Origin of the sequence: Streptomyces sp. NBC_01717 (assembly GCF_036248255.1) — a bacterium.
GTDB lineage: Bacteria > Actinomycetota > Actinomycetes > Streptomycetales > Streptomycetaceae > Streptomyces.
Genome location: NZ_CP109178.1, coordinates 3,522,772 through 3,540,640 on the forward strand (window position 1 = coordinate 3,522,772; position 17,869 = coordinate 3,540,640).

At 71.8% G+C, this 17,869-nt stretch carries 9 protein-coding genes and 1 riboswitch; of the genes, 4 read left to right on the forward strand and 5 right to left on the reverse strand.

The window, feature by feature from the left end; translation table 11 throughout:
- Nucleotides 1-16 precede the first annotated feature (16 nt).
- A riboswitch (ZMP/ZTP riboswitch) is annotated at nt 17-113 on the reverse strand.
- Nucleotides 114-213: 100 nt separating this feature from the next.
- From nudC to OHB49_RS15835, 3 genes are read right to left on the reverse strand one after another with little or no spacing between them, the layout of a single operon-like run.
- Nucleotides 214-1,161 (reverse strand): NAD(+) diphosphatase, encoded by a 948-nt coding sequence (gene nudC, locus OHB49_RS15825; protein ID WP_030969683.1) that lies wholly within the window; start codon nt 1,159-1,161, stop codon nt 214-216.
- A 44-nt stretch (nt 1,162-1,205) separates the two neighbouring features.
- Entirely contained in the window at nt 1,206-2,600 is a 1,395-nt protein-coding gene (locus tag OHB49_RS15830; RefSeq protein ID WP_329160987.1) for a dipeptidase, read from the reverse strand.
- 10 nt (nt 2,601-2,610) lie between these two features.
- Nucleotides 2,611-6,144, reverse strand: a complete 3,534-nt coding sequence (locus OHB49_RS15835; protein WP_329160988.1) for an ATP-dependent DNA helicase — start codon at nt 6,142-6,144, stop codon at nt 2,611-2,613.
- Between the two features lie 163 nt (nt 6,145-6,307).
- On the opposite strand from OHB49_RS15835, the gene OHB49_RS15840 reads away from it, so the two are divergent.
- A complete protein-coding gene (locus OHB49_RS15840) occupies nt 6,308-7,246 on the forward strand; it encodes an SAM-dependent methyltransferase (protein ID WP_030969678.1) in 939 nt (312 codons plus the stop codon).
- Nucleotides 7,247-7,268: 22 nt separating this feature from the next.
- Here the strand turns inward: OHB49_RS15840 and OHB49_RS15845 are convergent, their stop codons facing one another.
- Together OHB49_RS15845 and OHB49_RS15850 are read right to left on the reverse strand one after the other, a co-directional pair.
- Complete coding sequence (locus OHB49_RS15845) at nt 7,269-10,709, reverse strand: ATP-dependent helicase (protein ID WP_329160989.1); 3,441 nt, start codon at nt 10,707-10,709, stop codon at nt 7,269-7,271.
- Between the two features lie 257 nt (nt 10,710-10,966).
- Complete coding sequence (locus OHB49_RS15850) at nt 10,967-11,386, reverse strand: MGMT family protein (protein ID WP_030969675.1); 420 nt, start codon at nt 11,384-11,386, stop codon at nt 10,967-10,969.
- Nucleotides 11,387-11,619: 233 nt separating this feature from the next.
- On the opposite strand from OHB49_RS15850, the gene OHB49_RS15855 reads away from it, so the two are divergent.
- The 3 genes from OHB49_RS15855 to OHB49_RS15865 all read left to right on the forward strand — a co-directional run bounded on the left by OHB49_RS15855 (nt 11,620) and on the right by OHB49_RS15865 (nt 17,829).
- Nucleotides 11,620-14,454 carry a lysylphosphatidylglycerol synthase domain-containing protein gene (locus OHB49_RS15855; protein ID WP_329160991.1) on the forward strand — a complete coding sequence of 945 codons (2,835 nt, stop codon included), beginning with the start codon at nt 11,620-11,622 and terminating at the stop codon, nt 14,452-14,454.
- A 99-nt stretch (nt 14,455-14,553) separates the two neighbouring features.
- Complete coding sequence (locus OHB49_RS15860; protein WP_329160993.1) at nt 14,554-16,185, forward strand: alpha/beta hydrolase; 1,632 nt, start codon at nt 14,554-14,556, stop codon at nt 16,183-16,185.
- Nucleotides 16,186-16,233: 48 nt separating this feature from the next.
- Complete coding sequence (locus OHB49_RS15865; protein WP_329160995.1) at nt 16,234-17,829, forward strand: alpha/beta hydrolase; 1,596 nt, start codon at nt 16,234-16,236, stop codon at nt 17,827-17,829.
- The last annotated feature ends 40 nt before the right edge of the window (nt 17,830-17,869 follow it).

The window sequence follows — 17,869 nt, forward strand, 5'->3', positions numbered from 1 at the left end:
GATCACGAGGATCACGGTGTGTCGCCCAGGCGCACGGCATCGACGGTTGTCGAGGGTTCCGGCGGGCCGCTCCCCGGTGGTGCTCCACCTCAGCGCCAGTCACGGCCCGGGGCCAGTTTAGTGCGCGATCGTCTCCTCGGGGGGAAGAACCGGCGCGGCCCTGAAGGTACGACCGGGCCACGCGGGCCTCGGTCGCACGCCGAGCAGCGCGCGTCAGCCGAGGCTGCCCGGCCGCGGGAGCGGCTTGCCGTACCAGAGTTCGATCAGACGTGCCGCGATCGAGATGCCGAACGGCGGCAGGACCTCGCCCGACTCGAAGGCCGCTGTCAGGTCCTCGCGGGAGAACCAGCGGGCCTCCTCGATCTCCTCGCCGTCCACATTGATCTCCGACGACGTGGCCCGGGCCATGAAGCCGAGCATCAGGCTCGACGGGAACGGCCAGGGCTGGCTGGCGATGTACTCGACCTCGCCGACCGTGACGCCCGCCTCCTCGAACACCTCGCGGGCCACGGACTGCTCGATCGACTCCCCCGGCTCGACGAAGCCCGCGAGGGTCGAGAAACGGCCTTCCGGCCAGTGCACCTGACGGCCCAGCAGAGCGCGGTCCTGGTCGTCCGTGACCAGCATGATCACCGCGGGGTCGGTGCGCGGGTAGTGCTCGGCGCCGCAGGCCTGGCAGCGACGGATGTGGCCGGCCGCCGCGATGACCGTACGTTCGCCGCAGCGGGAGCAGAAGCGGTGCAGCCGCTGCCAGTTCTCCAGCGCCACCGCGTGCACCATCAGCCCCGCGTCGCGGGGGCCGAGCAGCAGTCCGGCCTCGCGCAGGCCGGCCGGGCGGGCCGGCTGGTCCATGCGGCCGGGCAGGGAGTCCTTCTGGAGTGCGAAGTAGCTGACGCCGTCCTCGTCGGTGCCGAGGAAGTAGCGGTGGGTCTCGGTGACCGGGGCCTCGAAGGCCGGGGTCATGACGATCTCCGTACCGCCGTCGGCCGTGTCGTCGATCAGCACCTGCCCGCCCGAGACCACGAAGACGCGGGTGGTCGGGTGGCTCCAGGCGGCGGAGAGCCATGCCTCGTCGAGGCGGTGGTGCGCGGCGCGGTCGATGCCGCTGGGCGCGGTGAGACCGATGGGCCGGTCTGTCGTGGCGTTGTCGAAGGTGCTCACAGGTGCTTCCTACTCCCCCGGGACGGTTCGGGTGTTCAGAGGATTCAGCGGAGTGCGGCCGCCAGCTCGCCCCACAGGTGGGCGGTGGTCTCCACGCCCTTGAGCAGGAGGTCGAGTTCGACCTTCTCGTTGGGGGCGTGCCAGCCGTCGGACGGTACGGAGATGCCCAGGAAGAGGACGGGTGCGCCGAGCACGTCCTGCAGGTCGGCGGCGGGTCCCGAGCCTCCTTCGCGGGTGAAGAGGATCTTCTGGCCGAAGGCCCGTCCCATGGCTCGGGCCACGGCCTGCAGGGCGGGGTGGTCCAGCGGGGTCAGGCAGGGGCGGGTGGCGGGGGCGAAGGTGATCCGGTGGCGGATGCCTGCCGGGAACTGCGCCTCGGCCCAGGCACGGACGGCCTGCTGGACGTGGTCGGGGTCCTGGCCGGCGACCAGCCGGAAGCTGATCTTCACGAGGGCGGAGGACGGAATGATGGTCTTGCTTCCGGCGCCCTGGTAGCCGCCGCCGATGCCGTTGACCTCGGCGGTGGGGCGGGCCCAGATGCGTTCCAGCGTGGAGTAGCCGGCCTCACCTGTCGTCGCCTGTGACTTTGCCGTGCGCAGCCAGGTGTCCTCGTCGAAGGGGAGCTGGGCGAAGAGGGAGCGCTCGGTGTCGGTGAGTTCCGTCACGCCGTCGTAGAAGCCGGGGATGGCGACCCGTCCGTCCGCGTCGTGCAGCGCGGCGACGAGACGGGCCACCGCGGTCGCCGGATTGGGGACGGCGCCGCCGAACGATCCGGAGTGGATGTCCTGCTCGGGGCCGTACAGCTCGATCTCGCACTCGGCGAGGCCGCGCATGCCCGTGCAGACCGTCGGGGTCGTCTCGTCCCACATGCCGGTGTCGGAGACGATCACGGCGTCCGCGGCGAGACGCGCCGCCTGCTGCTCGACCAGGGTGCGGAAGTGCGGGGAGCCGGACTCCTCCTCGCCCTCGACGAGGAGCTTGAGGTGTACGGCGGGGGTGGTGCGGCCGGTGGTGGCGAGGTGGGCCCGGACGCCGAGGGTGTGGAAGAACACCTGGCCCTTGTCGTCGGCCGCGCCGCGCCCGTACATCCGGCCGTCCCGGATCACCGGTTCGAACGGATCGGTGTCCCAGCCGTCCTCCCGGGCTGCGGGCTGCACGTCGTGGTGCCCGTAGACGAGGACGGTCGGAGCGTCCGGATCGTCGGACGGCCACTCGGCGAAGACCGCGGGCGCACCTGCGGTCTCCCAGATCTCCGTGACCGGGAAGCCGGTCTCCTTGAGCTTGGCGGACAGCCACTCGGCGCTGCGTCGTACGTCTCCGTCGTGCTCCGGCTGGGCGGAGACGGAGGGGATCCGCAGCCACTCGGCGAGCTCGTCGAGGAAGGCTGTGCGGTGCTGCTCGGTGTACGTACGGACGGCGCTGTCCGGGGTGTCGCTCATGGTCTTGAGCCTATCGGCCCATCGGAGGTGGCTCGTCCAGGAGGAGCTGCTCCAGCTCGGCACGGCCCGGCAGGTGGTCGGGACGGACGGCTTCCCCGCTGCGGACGAACAAAAATGTGGTCGTGACGGAGTCGAGCGGTATGTCGTGCAGTTCGGCCCAGGCGAGGCGGTAGACGGCCAGCTGGAGCGGGTCGGCCGCGGGGATGCCTGAGGTGCCTTCACGGCTGCTGGGCACATTTCGGGTCGTCTTCCAGTCGACGATCTCGTACGTGTACCCGTCGGGGCCCTCGTTGCGGTACACGGCGTCGATCCGGCCGCGGATCACCCGGCCCGCGAGGGTGATCCGGAACGGTGTCTCGACGCGGTACGGGGTGCGGTGGGCGTACGGGGTGCGCTCGAAGGCCTCCTTGAGCCCCGCGAGGTCGCGCTCGTCCGCGATGTCGGCGTCGCTCTCGTCGCCCCCGGGCAGCTCGTCGGGGCCGAGCATGGGCAGCGGCAGCTCCTCGAAGCGGGCCTCCACCCAGGCGTGGAACCGGGTGCCGCGACGGGCTGCCGGAGCGGGCGGGCGGGGCATGGGGCGGGCCAGCTCCTGGGCGAAGCCGTCGGGGTCGTCGGCGAGACGCAGCAGCTGCGTGGCGGAGAGCGAGGCGGGCACAACGACCTCGCGCACGGTGGCGCGGGCGCGGCGCAGCTCACCGGCGAGGGCGTCGAGGTCCCGGTCCCAGGAGGCGAGGGTGCGGGACTCCTCCGGGGTGAGCCGTGAGGGGGTACGGGCCGCGGGGACGTGGGGGTCGGGGGCGTGTGGTGCGGAGGCCGGGTCCGGTGCGGGGGAGGGGGCCGGCACCTGGGCCGCGGGGGGTTCGGTCGACCAGGCGTCCCAGTCCGCGGCCTCGTCCGGGTACGGGTCCTCGTCCGGATACGGGTCCTCGTCGGCGTACGCGTCGTCGTCCGGGAAGGGGAACGGGGACGCGTCGTCTTCCGGTGCGGCCGGATACGCCCCCGGCACCGAGTCGCTCCCCGCCGTCGCCAGTTTCTCCAGATGGGCCAGCACCGTGTCCGCGGCCGCCCGGCGGCGGGCGAGTGCCGTGTCGTCCAGAGGGAGCGGCCAGGCGTGGTCGGCGGCCGCGGTGGCCGCCAGCGCCGGGTTCTCCTCGTCCTCGGCCGGCTCGTCCGCCCAGGCCTCGATCTCGCCGTGTCCGGCCGCACAGTGCTCGTACAGCGCCTGCAGAAAGTCGGACGGGCCGCGCGGCTGCTTCTGGGACGGGCCCCACCAGTGGCCGGAGCCGAGCAGCAGGGTGCGCGGCCGGGTGAAGGTGACGTATCCGAGGCGGAGCTCCTCGGTGTGCTGGTGCTCCTTCATCTCCGCCTTGAAGCCCTTGAGCCCCTGGGCGTCCCAGGTGTGGACGACGGGGAGCGTGGCCGCGTCGCCGCGCAGGGCGTGCGGGAGAACCTTGGACTGGGAGGTCCAGGCGTCTCGGGACTGGCCGCTGGGGAACTGGCCGGCGACCAGGCCGGGCACGGCGACGACGTCCCACTCCAGGCCCTTGGACTTGTGGGCGGTGAGGACCTTGACGGTGTTCTCGCCGCCGGGCAGCGCGTTGTCCAGGCCCTTCTCGTACTGGACTGCGGTGCGCAGAAAGCCGAGGAAGGCCAGGAGCGTGGCCTCGCTGTCGACGGCGGCGAAACGGGCCGCCACGTCCAGGAAGTTGGCGAGGGTCTCCCGGCGGCGGGCGGCCAGGGCCTGCGGCGACGCGGAGAGCTCGACGTCGAGGCCGGTGGCGGCCAGGACGCGGTGCAGGACGTCCATGAGGGGATCTGCCAGCGAGCGGCGCAGGTCGCGCAGTTCGGTGGCGAGGCGGGCGAAGCGGACGCGGGCATCGGTGGAGAACGGCAGCCCGTCGTCCTCCGTACCGCTCGATTCGAGGAACGTGTCGAGGGCGTCGGCGAGCGAGACGACTTCGGCCGGGTCGATGCCTTCGACGGCTTCCGCGAGCCGGCGGTCGGGGTCGAAGTCCTCGTCGTCGGCATGGGCGGCGTGGTGGACGAGGAGGCGGGCGCGGCGGCCGAGGAGGGCCAGGTCGCGGGGGCCGATCCGCCAGCGGGGGCCGGTGAGCAGCCGGACCAGGGAGGCGTTCGCGCCGGGGTCCTGGAGGACTTCACAGACCGCGACGAGGTCGGCGACCTCGGGCAGGTGCAGCAGCCCGGAGAGGCCGACGACCTCGACCGGGATGTCGCGGGCGACGAGCGCGGCCTGGATCTCCGGGAAGTCGCCGGCGGTGCGGCACAGGACGGCGATCTCACCGGGTGCCTTCCCGGTCCGTACGAGATGGGCGATCGAGTCGGCGAGCCAGTCGATCTCTTCGGTGTGGGTACGCAGGAGGGCGCAGCGGACGATGCCGTCGCGCTCGGCGCCCGGGGCGGGGCGCAGTGCCTCGACACCCTCGTGCATGGCGCGCAGCGGCTCGGCGAGCCCGTTGGCCAGGTGCAGCAGGCGGCCGCCGCTGCGGCGGTTCTCGCTGAGGGAGTACCGGGTGGCGGGGGTGCCGTCGGCGTGCGGGAAGTGGCGCGGGAAGTCGTCGAGATTGGCGACCGAGGCGCCGCGCCAGCCGTAGATCGCCTGGCAGGGGTCGCCGACGGCGGTGACGGCGTGCCCGGAGGCGGTGCCGTCGGGGCCGCTGCCGAAGAGGGCGGAGAGCAGCAGCCGTTGGGCGACGGAGGTGTCCTGGTACTCGTCGAGCAGGACCACCCGATATTCGTCGCGCAGGATCGCGCCGACCTCGGGGCGGGTGAGGGCGAGCTCGGCGGAGAGCGCGATCTGGTCGCCGAAGTCGAGGAGGTCGCGGCTGCGCTTGGCGTCCCGGTAGCGCCGGGTCAGCGAGAGGAGCTCGCGGCGGGCCTCGGCGGTCTCGGGGATCTTGCGCAGCTCGGCGTTGGTGAGCCGGGCCGATGCGAGCGTACGGAGGAGCTCGGTGTCGTGCTCCGCGAGCTGTTCAGGGCGGACGAGATGCTCGGCGAGCTCGGCGTCGAGTGCCAGCAGATCGCTGACCAGGGTGGGGAACGACCTGGTCAGCGCCGGATACGGGCCGGGGGCCTCGCGCAGCACGCGGGCGGCCAGCTGGTAGCGGGTGGCGTCGGCGAGGAGGCGGGTGGTGGGTTCGAGCCCTATCCGCAGTCCGTGCTCGGTGAGGAGCCTTCCGGCGAAGGCGTGGTACGTGGAGATGCTGGGCTCGCCCGGGGGGTTGTCCGGGTCGATGACGTCCGGATCGGTGACCCCGGCGGCGACGAGGGCCTTGCGGACGCGCTCGGAGAGCTCGCCCGCCGCCTTGTTCGTGAACGTGAGCCCGAGGACCTGCTCGGGGGCGACCTGTCCGGTCCCGACCAGCCACACCACGCGCGCCGCCATCACCGTGGTCTTCCCGGACCCGGCTCCGGCCACGATCACCTGCGGGGCGGGCGGCGCGGTGATGCAGGCCGTCTGCTCCGGGGTGAAGGGGATCCCGAGGAGCTCCTTGAGCTGCTCGGGATCGGTGATACGTGAGGACACTCCACAGAGGCTAACCGGGCGGACCGACAGTGTGCGGGGGCGATGAGCCGGACCGGCCGGTGGCCGGGAAGTGCCTCGTCCGGGGTTGCTGACCGGTCTAGGTTGAAGGCCGATCGGTCCCGATCACATGTGATCGCATCAATGACCTTACGAGGAGGGGCATATGAGCCCCGACGCACCCGTTCCCGACTTCGGGTCGGACTCCGCACCGGACTCCGCCGGGCTCATGAGTCGCATCGATACGACGAAGGCGCATCCGGCCCGGGTGTATGACGTATTCCTCGGCGGCACGGACAACTTTCCCGCCGACCGGGAGGCCGCGGCCATGGCGCTGGCGGCCAATCCGCGGGGACACCTCGACGTCCGGCACAACCGGGACTTCGTACGGCGGGCCGTGACCGAGCTCACCACGCGCGCGGGCATCCGGCAGTTCCTGGACGTGGGGGCGGGACTGCCGACCCGGCAGAACGTGCACCAGATGGTCCAGGACATCGCCCCGGAGTCCCGGATCGTCTACGTCGACCACGACCCGGTCGTCCTGGTCCACGCGCAGGCCCTGCTCACCAGCAGCGCCGAGGGCAGGACGGACTACGTCGAGGCCGACCTGCGCGACCCCGCGAAGATCCTCCTGGAGGCACGCCGGACGCTCGACCTCGACAGGCCGGTCGCCCTCGTTCTCGCCGCTGTACTGCACTTCATCGAGGACGCCGAGGCGTACGACATCGTCCGGAACCTGCTGGACGCTCTGCCCTCCGGCAGCCATCTCGTCCTGAGCCACCTCAGCGAGGACATGAACCCGGTGGCGATCAACAAGGTCGCGGAGACATTCCGGAAGCGGGGGTTCTCCTTCGTGCTGCGTTCGCGTGCCGGCATCGAGCGCTTCCTGACCGAGAACGGCCTGGAGCAACTGGAGCCCGGCATCGTCCCTGCGCACCACTGGCGCCCGGACCATGCGGCCGACGCGGCCGAGGCACCGGAACCGCCGCCCTCCGCGGAGCACCTGGCGGGTCTCGACGCCATCGAACGAACCCGGTACGTGAGCATCGGCGAGGCGACCGACGACGACATCAATGTCTACGTGACCGTGGCACGCAAGGGCTGACCGTCCACAGCCGACAGCCGCGTCACTCCAGGATGTGGCGGCCCTCCGGCTGCGCGCTGCAGGACGCCCGGAATGTGCAGTGGGTGCAGTGCTGGCCGGTCGTGGGGGTGAAGCGTTCGTCCAGGACGCGGCCCGCGGCCGTGGCCAGCAGGTCGGAGACCCACTCGGTGGTGGGCGGCTCCTGGGCCTGCACCTTGGGCAGGGTGTCGCCGCCCTCCTTCCTGGGGGCGGGCTGCCTCAGCTGTACGAGTTCGGCGCCACCGGGGGCGGGACGGTGGCCGTCGAAGATCTCGTCGACCGCCCCTTCCCGGACGGCCAGCTGATACACGGCGAGCTGGGGGTGACGGGCGACCTCGTCCTTCGTCGGAGCCTGCTTTCCGGTCTTGAAGTCGACGACGTACGCCCGGCCGTCGGCGTCCCGTTCGACGCGGTCCATGGAGCCGCGGATCCGTACCTCGTACTCCCCCGCTTCGAGCGTCACGTCGAAGTCGTGCTCGCTCGCGGCGGGGGTGCGGCCGGTGCGGTCCATGACATGCCAGCGAAGGAAGCGCTCGAGGGCGACCCGCGCCTGCTCCTTCTCCTGCTGCGACTTCCAGGGGGCGTCGAAGACCAGCCCGTCCCAGACGGAGTCGAGGCGTTCCATCAGGACCGCCAGATCCGCGGGGGTGCGGCCGGAGGCGACCTCGTCGGCGAGTACGTGCACGACGTTGCCGAAGCCCTGCGCGGCCGTCGCCGGGGCGTCGGCCTTCACCTCGCGGCCGAGGAACCACTGCAGGGCGCAGGTGTTGGCGAGCTGGTCGAGTGCGCTGCCGGAGAGGGCCACGGGGTGGTCCCGGTCGCGGAGCGGGACGGCCGAGCGGGTCGGCCCGTACAGGCCCCACCAGCGGTACGGGTGGGCCGACGGTACGAGCGGCTGGCCCTCGTCGTCGGTGAGTGCGGCCAGCCGGGCCAGCCGGTGGGCCGCCTCGTCGCGCAGGGCGTCGGAGGCATCCGGGTCGACGGTGGTGGCGCGCAGCTCGGCGACGAGCGCGGCGACGGCGAGGGGGCGGCGGGGGCGGCCGGTGACGTCGCGCGGTTCGACGCCGAGCTCGGTGAGGAAGCGGGACGGCTGGTCACCGTCGTCGGCGGGGGCCTTCACCGCGGTGACGATCAGGCGTTCTCGGGCGCGGGTCGCTGCGACGTAGAAGAGGCGGCGTTCCTCGGCGAGCAGCGCGCCCGGGGTGAGCGGTTCGGCGAGTCCGTCGCGGCCGATCCGGTCCGCTTCGAGGAGTGAACCGCGGCGGCGCAGGTCCGGCCAGAGGCCCTCCTGCACCCCTGCGACGACGACCAGCCGCCACTCCAGCCCCTTCGACCGGTGCGCGGTCATCAGCCGTACGGCGTCGGGGCGCACGACGCGCTTGGAGAGGGTGTCGGCGGCGATGTCCTGGGCGTCGACCTCTTCGAGGAAGTTGAGCGCGCCACGGCCACCGGTGCGTTCCTCGGCGCGGGCCGCGGTGTCGAAGAGCGCGCAGACGGCGTCGAGGTCGCGGTCGGCGTTGCGGCCGCCGGCGCCGCCGCGCAGCGCGGCCCTCTCGAGCCGTCCGGGCCACGGGGTGCCGGCCCACAGCTCCCACAGGGCCTCTTCGGCGGTGCCGCCGCCTTCGAGGAGCTCACGGGCCTTGCGCAGGAGCGCGCCGAGACGCTGGGCACCGCGGGCGTACGCGGGGTCGTGCGCGACGAGGCGCTCGGGCTCGGCGAGTGCGCGGGCCAGCAGTTCCCCGGAGGGCGCCGGTACGCGATTCCCGGCGGCCCGCTCCTCGTCGCGCAGCGCCCGCCCGAGCCGGCGCAGATCGGCGGCGTCCATCGAGCCGAGAGGCGAGGAGAGGAGGGTGAGAGCGGTCTCGGTGTCGAGCCAGGGTGCAGGGGGCTCGTCGGAGACAGGATCCAAGGAGGGATCCGCGGCGGGGTCCAGGGCGAGGTCCGGAGCCGCGTCCGCTCCCGATGTCTTCTTCGTAGTCGTCGTGCGGTGCAGCGCCGCCGTTGCGACCGTGCGCAGCGCCGTGAGGAGCGGGGCCACCGCCGGTTCGTGGCGCAGCGGGAGGTCGTCGCCGTCGACCTCCAGGGGCACGCCCGCCGAGGTGAGCGCGCGGCGCACCGCGGGGATGGTGCGGCCGCCGGCGCGTACCAGCACCGCCATCTCGTTCCACGGCACGCCGTCCTCCAGATGGGCGCGGCGCAGCAGGTCGGCGATGTTGTCGAGCTCGGTGGACACGGTCGGGTAGGTGTACGTCTCCACGCGGCCGCCCTCGCGGACCGCGGCGAGCTCGCGGTGGGCGCGCACCTTCGCCGACGGCAGGCGGGTCAGCGGCATCCGGCGGGTGAGCAGCCGGGTGGCGGCCAGCAGCTGTTCGCCGGAGCGGCGCGAGGTGGTGAGGACGCCGACCGGGGCCGGGGCACCGTCCGCTCGCCGGAACGTCTCCGGGAAGTCGAGGATGCCGTTCACATCGGCGCCCCGGAAGGCGTAGATCGACTGGTCCGGATCGCCGAACGCGACCAGGTCCCGGCCGCCGCCCGCCCCCGGCCCGATCCCCCGGTTGCCGGCCAGCGCGTGGAGCAGCCGCACCTGCGCCGGGTCGGTGTCCTGGTACTCGTCGACGAAGACCGCGTCGTACTCGCCGGCCAGCAGCGCCGACACCTCGGGGCGCTCGGCGAGGAGCACCGCCCGGTGGACCAGCTCCGCGTAGTCCAGCACCCCCTGCGCGTCCAGCACGTCCAGGTACTCGGCGAGGAATTGGGCGGCCGCACCCCAGTCCGGGCGGCCGGTGCGGCGCGCGAAGTCGGCGAGGGCGTTCGGGCCGAGGCCCAGCTCGCGGCTCCGGGCGAGCACCGCGCGTACCTCGTCGGCGAAGCCTCGCGTGGTCAGGCAGGCCCGCAGCTCGTCGGGCCAGCGGATGTGCGCGAGGCCCTCCTGCTCCAGTTCGAGCTGGCCGGCCAGCAGATCGCGGACGGTGACGTCCTGCTCCGGTCCGGAGAGCAGCCGCAGCGGTTCGGCGAAGAGGTCGGCGTCCTGGTGGGCGCGGACCAGTGCGTAGCAGAAGGAGTGGAACGTGGTGGCCTGCGGGCCGCGGGCGGCGCCGAGCCGGGCGGCCATCCGGTCGCGCAGCTCCACCGCGGCCTTGCGGCTGAAGGTGAGCACGAGGATGCGGGCCGGGTCACCGCCCCGGGTGACGCGGGCGGCGACCGCCTCGACGAGCGTGGTGGTCTTGCCGGTGCCCGGCCCGGCGAGGACCAGCAGCGGACCGCCGGGGTGATCAACCACCGCCTGCTGCGCAGCGTCCAGGAGAGGGGGGTCCACGGAACCCGGCGGGGTACGCACCAGTCGGTACGCGCCCGTGGTGCTCCCCCTACGGCCCTGCGGGCGTGGAGGGACCCCCTGCCGTACCTGACGGTGCGGACTGTTCCGGGTGAAGGAGGAGGAGCTCACGTGGATCGCCGGTCCTGGTGGGTGTGCTGGTGGTGAGGGGGCGGGGGTACGCGCCGCGAGCTGTCGACGCTACGCCAGCGAAGGGGTCGGATGCGGCGAGTCCGCTGCGGCGATCGTCACGTTCCACGTCGCACCGCAGGCCGCCCGGCAACGTGCGCGGAGAGTCTCGGAGCAGGTCGGGAAGCAGGCCGCACCGCACTTCTCGCACGTCCTGCGGTCCCGGCTGCTCCCGTCGTGGGACCGAATGGCGGAAGCTGTCAGGTGTGAGCTCTTCCGTCCACGCCATCGGCCCCGCCGTGACCACCGGTCACGCCGTCCCACCGTGCGCGCTTCATGTCGAGGCGCGGTATGTGACCCTCCGCGCTGCGCGACGCCTCGCGCAGCGGGGTGCTCTCCTCGCGGTAGTGGTCCAGCGCCCGCAGTTCGTGGCCGGGCAGCAGCGCCCCGTCGGAGCGCACCACACGCCACCACGGCGCCGCACCGCCGTACAGCGCCATGACCCGGCCGACCTGGCGCGGCCCGCCCTCGCCCAGCCACTCCGCGATATCGCCGTACGTCATGACACGGCCGGGTGGGATCAGGTCGGCGACGTCGAGCACGCGCTCCGCGTACTCGGGCAGCTCGTCGGGCGCGCGTTCGTCCCTCGCGCCGTCGTCGCCCGTCCGGTGTTCGCTCATCCGACCCATGGTGCCGTACGGCACCGACAGTGCGGCCCGGATCACGAGCGATCTCTACGTATGCATCCGCTCACCGAGTGTGCACGAAGGGGCAAAGGAGCGTATCTTGCCCATCGCGCGACCGTGCAATGCACCCTGATGCCCCCCTCTGTCTCCAGGCCGTGCCACCATCATGCGGGCGGTGACCGGTGATACGAGAACACGAAGACCAATCAGAGGCGAAGGAGCAGGGCGTGCAGCCACCGAAGGCGGCGGACGCCTCTGATGCCGAGCCGCGCCCGGAAAAAGGCCAGGAACGGGCTCCGACACCGGCGCAGAAGCCGGCACCGGAGCAGAAGCCGTCATCCGCGACGGAGCGCGAGCGGAAGCAGGGGCGCGACCAGGAGCCTGCACAGCAGGCCCGCCCGCACCATCTGGTCGGCTCCACCCTCTCCACCGTCCGCGCAGCCGAAGAGGCCGACCGTGTCTCCGGGGACGAACCGCTGCTCCCGGCACGCGTACACCGCCCCTCCGACCTCATGCGGGTCCTCGTCGGCGTTCTGGCCATCGCCATCCTGTTCTCCATCGCCGCGTTCGCCCACGGCACGACCACCGGTCTCGAGAACGACATCAACAAGGGCACGGACCAGGCGCCCGACGTCCTCATCAAGATCGCCGGTCTGGTCTCCAGCATCGCCGTGCTGCTCGTACCCGTCGCCTTCGCCATCGAGCGGCTGATCAAACGCGACGGACTGCGGATCGCGGACGGGGTGCTTGCCGCCGTGCTCGCGCACGGGGTGACGCTCGCCACCGACCTGTGGGTCGCCAAGTCCGCCTCCGGCACCATCCAGGACGCCCTCACCCAGCCGCAGCCCGGTGCCGCGCTCACCGATCCCGTCCACGGCTATCTCGCGCCCGTCATCGCCTATATGACGGCGGTCGGCATGGCGAGACGGCCGCGCTGGCGGGTCGTGCTGTGGGTGGTGCTGCTGCTCGACGCCTTCGCGATGCTGGTCGGCGGCTATACGACACCGTTCTCGATCATCCTGACCGTGCTGATCGGCTGGACCGTGGCCTACGGCACGCTGTACGCGGTCGGCTCGCCGAACGTCCGGCCGACCGGTCAGCATCTGATGGCCGGTCTGCGCCACGTCGGCTTCCGCCCGGTCACCGCGATGCGCGCCGACGACGCCCTCGACTCCGGCGACCAGAGCGACCGGGGACGCCGCTATCTGGTCTCCCTCGAGGACGGTCCACCGCTGGATGTGACGGTCGTCGACCGGGAACAGCAGGCGCAGGGCTTCTTCTACCGGGTGTGGCGCAGACTCACGCTGCGGGCCTTCACCCAGCGCCGCTCCATCCAGTCGCTGCGCCAGGCCCTGGAACAGGAGGCGCTTCTGGCGTACGCGGCGATCGCCGCCGGGGCCAACGCCCCCAAACTGATCGCCACCTCCGAGCTCGGCCCCGACGCCGTGATGCTGGTGTACGAGCACATCGGCGGACGCTCCCTCGACGCGCTCGAGGACGTGGAGATCACCGACGATCTGGTGCGCGGTGCCTGGCGGCAGGTGAAGGCGCTCCAGTCGCGGCGGATCGCGCACCGCCGGCTCACCGGCGACGCGATCCTGGTGGAGCCTTCCGGCACGGTGTTCGTCACCGATCTTCGCGGCGGGGAGATCGCGGCCGGTGATCTGGTGCTGCGGATGGACATCGCCCAGCTGCTCACCACCACGGGTCTGCGGGTGGGCGCCGAGCGGGCCGTCGCGGTCGCGCTCGAAGTACTCGGTCCCGACGCCGTCGCCAACTGTCTGCCGCTGCTCCAGCCGATCGCGCTCAGCCGCTCCACCCGGGCGGCGCTGCGCAGGCTCGCCCGGGAGCGGTCGCAGCGCGAGCGCGAGGCCGTACTCGAAGCATCGGATGCCGCCAAGCGCGCCAAGGCCCAGGAGTCCGAGGTGTCGGAGGCGGAAGGGGTCCCCTCGGTCCCCGCCGACCGCAAGGCGCTCCGTAATGAGAAGCATGCGGAGAAGCGCGCCGAGAAGCGGGCGATAGACGATGCGCTGGACGAGGCCCGCGAGGAGGACCTGCTGACCCAGATCCGCCGCCAGGTGCTGCTGATCCGGCCGCAGGCGCCCGTCGAGCCGGTTCGGCTGGAGCGGATCAAGCCGCGCACCCTGCTCAGCTTCATCGCCGGTGCCATCGCCGCCTACTTCCTGATCTCCCAGGTCACGGAGGCCGACTTCGGTGCGGTCGTCGAGCAGGCGGAGTGGGGCTGGGTGGCGGCGGCGCTCGGGTTCTCGGCGCTGAGTTACATCGCGGCCGCGATGAGCCTGCTGGGGTTCGTGCCGGAGCGGGTGCCCTTCGGCAAGACCGTGCTGGCGCAGGTGGCCGGCTCGTTCGTGAAGATCGTCGCGCCGCCCGCGGTCGGTGGGGTGGCGCTGAACACACGCTTCCTGCAGCGTTCCGGGGTGCGCCCGGGGCTGGCCGTCGCGAGTGTCGGCGCCTCGCAGCTGTTCGGGCTCGGCTGCCATGTGCTGCTGCTGGGCGCGTTCGGCTATCTGACCGGTACCGAGAAGACCCCGTCGTCGCTCACGCCGTCCAGGACGGTGATCGCCGGACTGCTGACCGTCGCGGTGCTGGTGCTGGTGGTGACCGCGATCCCGTTCCTGCGGAAGTTCGTGGTGACGCGGGTACGGTCACTGTTCGCCGGAGTCGTACCGCGCATGCTCGACGTCGTGCAGCGGCCGCAGAAGCTGCTCACCGGCATCGGCGGCATGCTGCTGCTGACCGGCCTGTTCGTGATGTGTCTGGATGCGTCGATCCGGGCGTTCAGCGGTCCCGACGTACCGCAGCTCAGCTACGCGAGCATCGCGGTGGTCTTCCTCGCCGGCAACGCGCTGGGTTCGGCGGCGCCGACGCCGGGCGGTATGGGGGCGGTCGAGGGTGCGCTGACGCTGGGGCTGATCGCGGTCGGTCTGCCCAAGGAGGTCGCGGCGCCTGCCGTGCTGCTGTTCCGGCTGATGACGCTGTGGCTGCCGGTCCTTCCCGGCTGGCTCTGCTTCAACCACCTCACCCGCAAGGGCGCTCTCTAAGGGCTGTCCCGGCTCACGGATCCGGTCTCCGGACCCGGCCGCCACCCGCTTGGACCGGCGTCCCGCGCGCGGTCCCGCACCCCATCGCACGATGGAGCAATGAGGACCCCCCCTGCCCTGCGCGCCGCGGCCCTCGCCGCAACCGTGACCGTTCTGCTGCCCCTCACCGCCTGTTCGGACAGCGGCGACGGTGCGGCCGACACGGACCGCACCCGGAACTCTCCGCACGCGGCGAACGCCGCCGACACGCCGGTGCCGGCCGACCTGGCTTCCCAGAAGCTGGAATGGAAGCCCTGTCCCGCCCCTTCCGCAGCACAGGGCGGCGGCACCGCCCCCACCCCGCTCCCCGGTGGCACCGCCTGGGAGTGCTCCTCCATGAAGGTCCCACTCGACTACGCGAAGCCGGACGGTGACACGATCGAACTGGCGCTCATCCGTGCCAAGGCCATCAACCAGAGCAAACGGATCGGCTCACTCATCTTCAACTTCGGCGGCCCCGGCTCCTCCGGCGTCGCCACGCTGCCTGAGTTCGGCACCACGTACGACAAGCTCCGAGCCCGCTACGACCTGGTGAGCTTCGATCCACGCGGGGTCGGCCGCAGCGACGGCGTGAAGTGCGAGAACGACAAGCAGCTCGACGCGCGCTTCGAGAGCGACCTCACCCCGGACGACGCCGCCGAGGTGCAGGCCTACGCCAGCGAGCAGAAGAAGTATGTGGCGGCCTGCAAGAAGAACTCCGGCTCCGAACTCCCCTACGTCGGCACCACCAACGCCGCCCGCGACATTAATCTGATGCACCAGGTGCTCGGCGACGAGAAGCTGCACTACCTCGGTTTTTCCTACGGCACCGAACTGGGGGGCGTCTACGCCCACTTGTTCCCGAAGAGTGTCGGCAGGATGGTGCTCGACGCGGTCGTCGACCCGACCGAGGACACCGAAGAGTCCTCCCTCGGCCAGGCGCAGGGGTTCCAGCTGGCCCTGGACAACTTCACCAGGGACTGCGTGAACCGCGGCGCCGCCTGCAAGCTCCCTGGTTCCACCGGGAAGGAGGTCGAGCTGTGGATCGCCGATCTTCTCCAGCGGTTGGACAAGAAGCCGATCCCGGGACTCGGCACCCGTCAACTGACGCAGTCCCAGGCCATCACCGGGATCGCGGCCGCCCTCTACTCCCGGGAGAACTGGCCGCTGCTGGAAGAGGGCCTCGACGAGGCGGACGGCGGCAACGGCGCCCTGCTCCTGGCCTTCGCCGACTCACTGAACGGCCGCTCCGACGACGGTCGTTACGACAACTCGACGGCCGCCAACACGGCCATCAACTGCGTCGACACCAAGCAGCGGTTCAGCGTCGACGAGACGAAGGCGAAGCTCCCGGCGTTCCGGAAGGCGTCGCCGATCTTCGGTGACTATCTGGGCTGGGGTCTGCTGGCATGCACCGGCTGGCCGGTGAGGGGCGCCTGGGACACCCCGGACGTCAGCGCCCCGGACGCGCCCCCCATCCTCGTCGTCGGCAACACGGGAGACCCGGCGACCCCGTACGAGGGCGCGAAGGCGATGGTCGACGCACTGGGCAAGGGCGTCGGGGTGGAGGTGACGTACGAGGGTCAGGGACACGGCGCGTACAACAGCGGCGACGCCTGTGTGCAGAAGGCAGTGGGCGACTATCTGTTGGACGGCAAAGTTCCGGCGGCCGGTACTGTCTGTGGCTCAGGGGCTGGCGGCAGCGACAAATAGCGCGCGTCGCACGCCGTACGTACAGGCACAAGGGGGAGGGGCGTACAGGTGGTTCACCATGCTCGCGCCGGGGCGCTGGCCGCTGCCGCACTGCTGCTGACGGGGGTGCTCGCGGGCTGTGACGGGGGCGCGGACGCGAAGGCGGACGGCAAGGCGGGCCGCAGTGCGGCCCCCTCGTCCACCGGGGCGTCCGGGGCCGCCTCCGACGGATCGGACGGGAAGCCGGGCGCACTGCCCGCCCTGCCCGCGGCCCTCACCTCCCAGCGGCCGGTCTGGAACCGCTGCAAGGCAGTCGGGGGCGAGGGCGCACCGGCGTCCGGCTGGAGATGCGCGACGGTCAAGGTGCCGTTGAACTACGCCGAACCGGCCGGCGACACGATCGGGATCGCACTGATCCGCAAGGAGGCCCGGGACAAGGGCCGTCGACTCGGCTCGATGCTGTTCAACTTCGGCGGCCCCGGCGGCTCGGGCGTCTCGATACTGCCGCGCGCCGCCGGATCGTACGGGAAGCTCAACACCCGCTACGACCTGGTGAGTTTCGATCCGCGCGGGGTGGCGGGGAGCTCCGGGGTGAAGTGCCGCAACGACCGGGAGCAGGAGGACGCCAACCGGACGATCGACCTGACTCCGGACACGGCGGCGGAGGAGGCGGCGTTCATGAAGGACGGCGCGGACTTCGGCGCCGGCTGCGAGCGCAGCTCGGGCAAGGTCCTCCCGTACGTCGGCACGACGAACGCCGCGCGGGACATGGATCTGATCCGCGAGGTGCTCGGCGACAAGAAGCTCACGTACTTCGGCATCTCCTACGGTACGGAGCTCGGCGGTACGTACGCGCATCTCTACCCGAAGAACGTGGGACGCACGGTCCTGGACGCGGTTGTCGACCCCACCGCCGACACGATCGGGCACGCCCGCAACCAGGCGACCGGTTTCCAACGGGCGCTGGAGAACTACCTCAAGGACCGTGGCCAGGACCCGAAGGCGGGCACCCGGCGCATCGCCCGGCTGCTCGAGCGGATCGACGGGAAGCCGCTGCCGACCGGATCGGGCCGCAAGCTCAACGAGACGCTGGCGATCACCGGCATCGTGACGCCGCTCTATTCCAAGAGCAGTTGGCCCGTTCTGACGCAGGCGCTGGACGAGGCCGAGAACCAGGGCACCGGCAATCTTCTCCTCCAGCTCGCCGACTCCTACAACGGCCGTGACGAGAACGGGCACTACGACACCCAGAGCCACTCGCAGCGCGCCATCTCCTGCGCGGACAGCAAGCTCCGGCCGACGGCGGACGACGCGAAGGCGCTGCTGCCCGAGTTCCGGAAGCTGTCCCCGGTCTTCGGCCCGTTCCTGGCGTGGGACACGGCCGGCTGGTGTGCCGACTGGCCGGTGAAGGGTGAGCACGACACCCCGGAGGCGAGTGCTCCCGGCGCCGGTCCGATCCTGGTCGTCGGGACGACCGGTGACCCGGCGACGCCCTACGAGGGTGCACAGAAGATGGCGGACGAGCTGGGCAAGGGCGTCGGCATCATGCTCACCAACAAGGGTGAGGGACACGGCGCATACGGCGAGAGCGCGTGTGTGACGTCGACCGTGGACGCGTACTTCCTGGACGGGAAGGTCCCGGCGAACGGCAGGACCTGCTCGTAGAACAGGTCGACGGATACGGCGAAGGGGCCGGCCCGCGCGG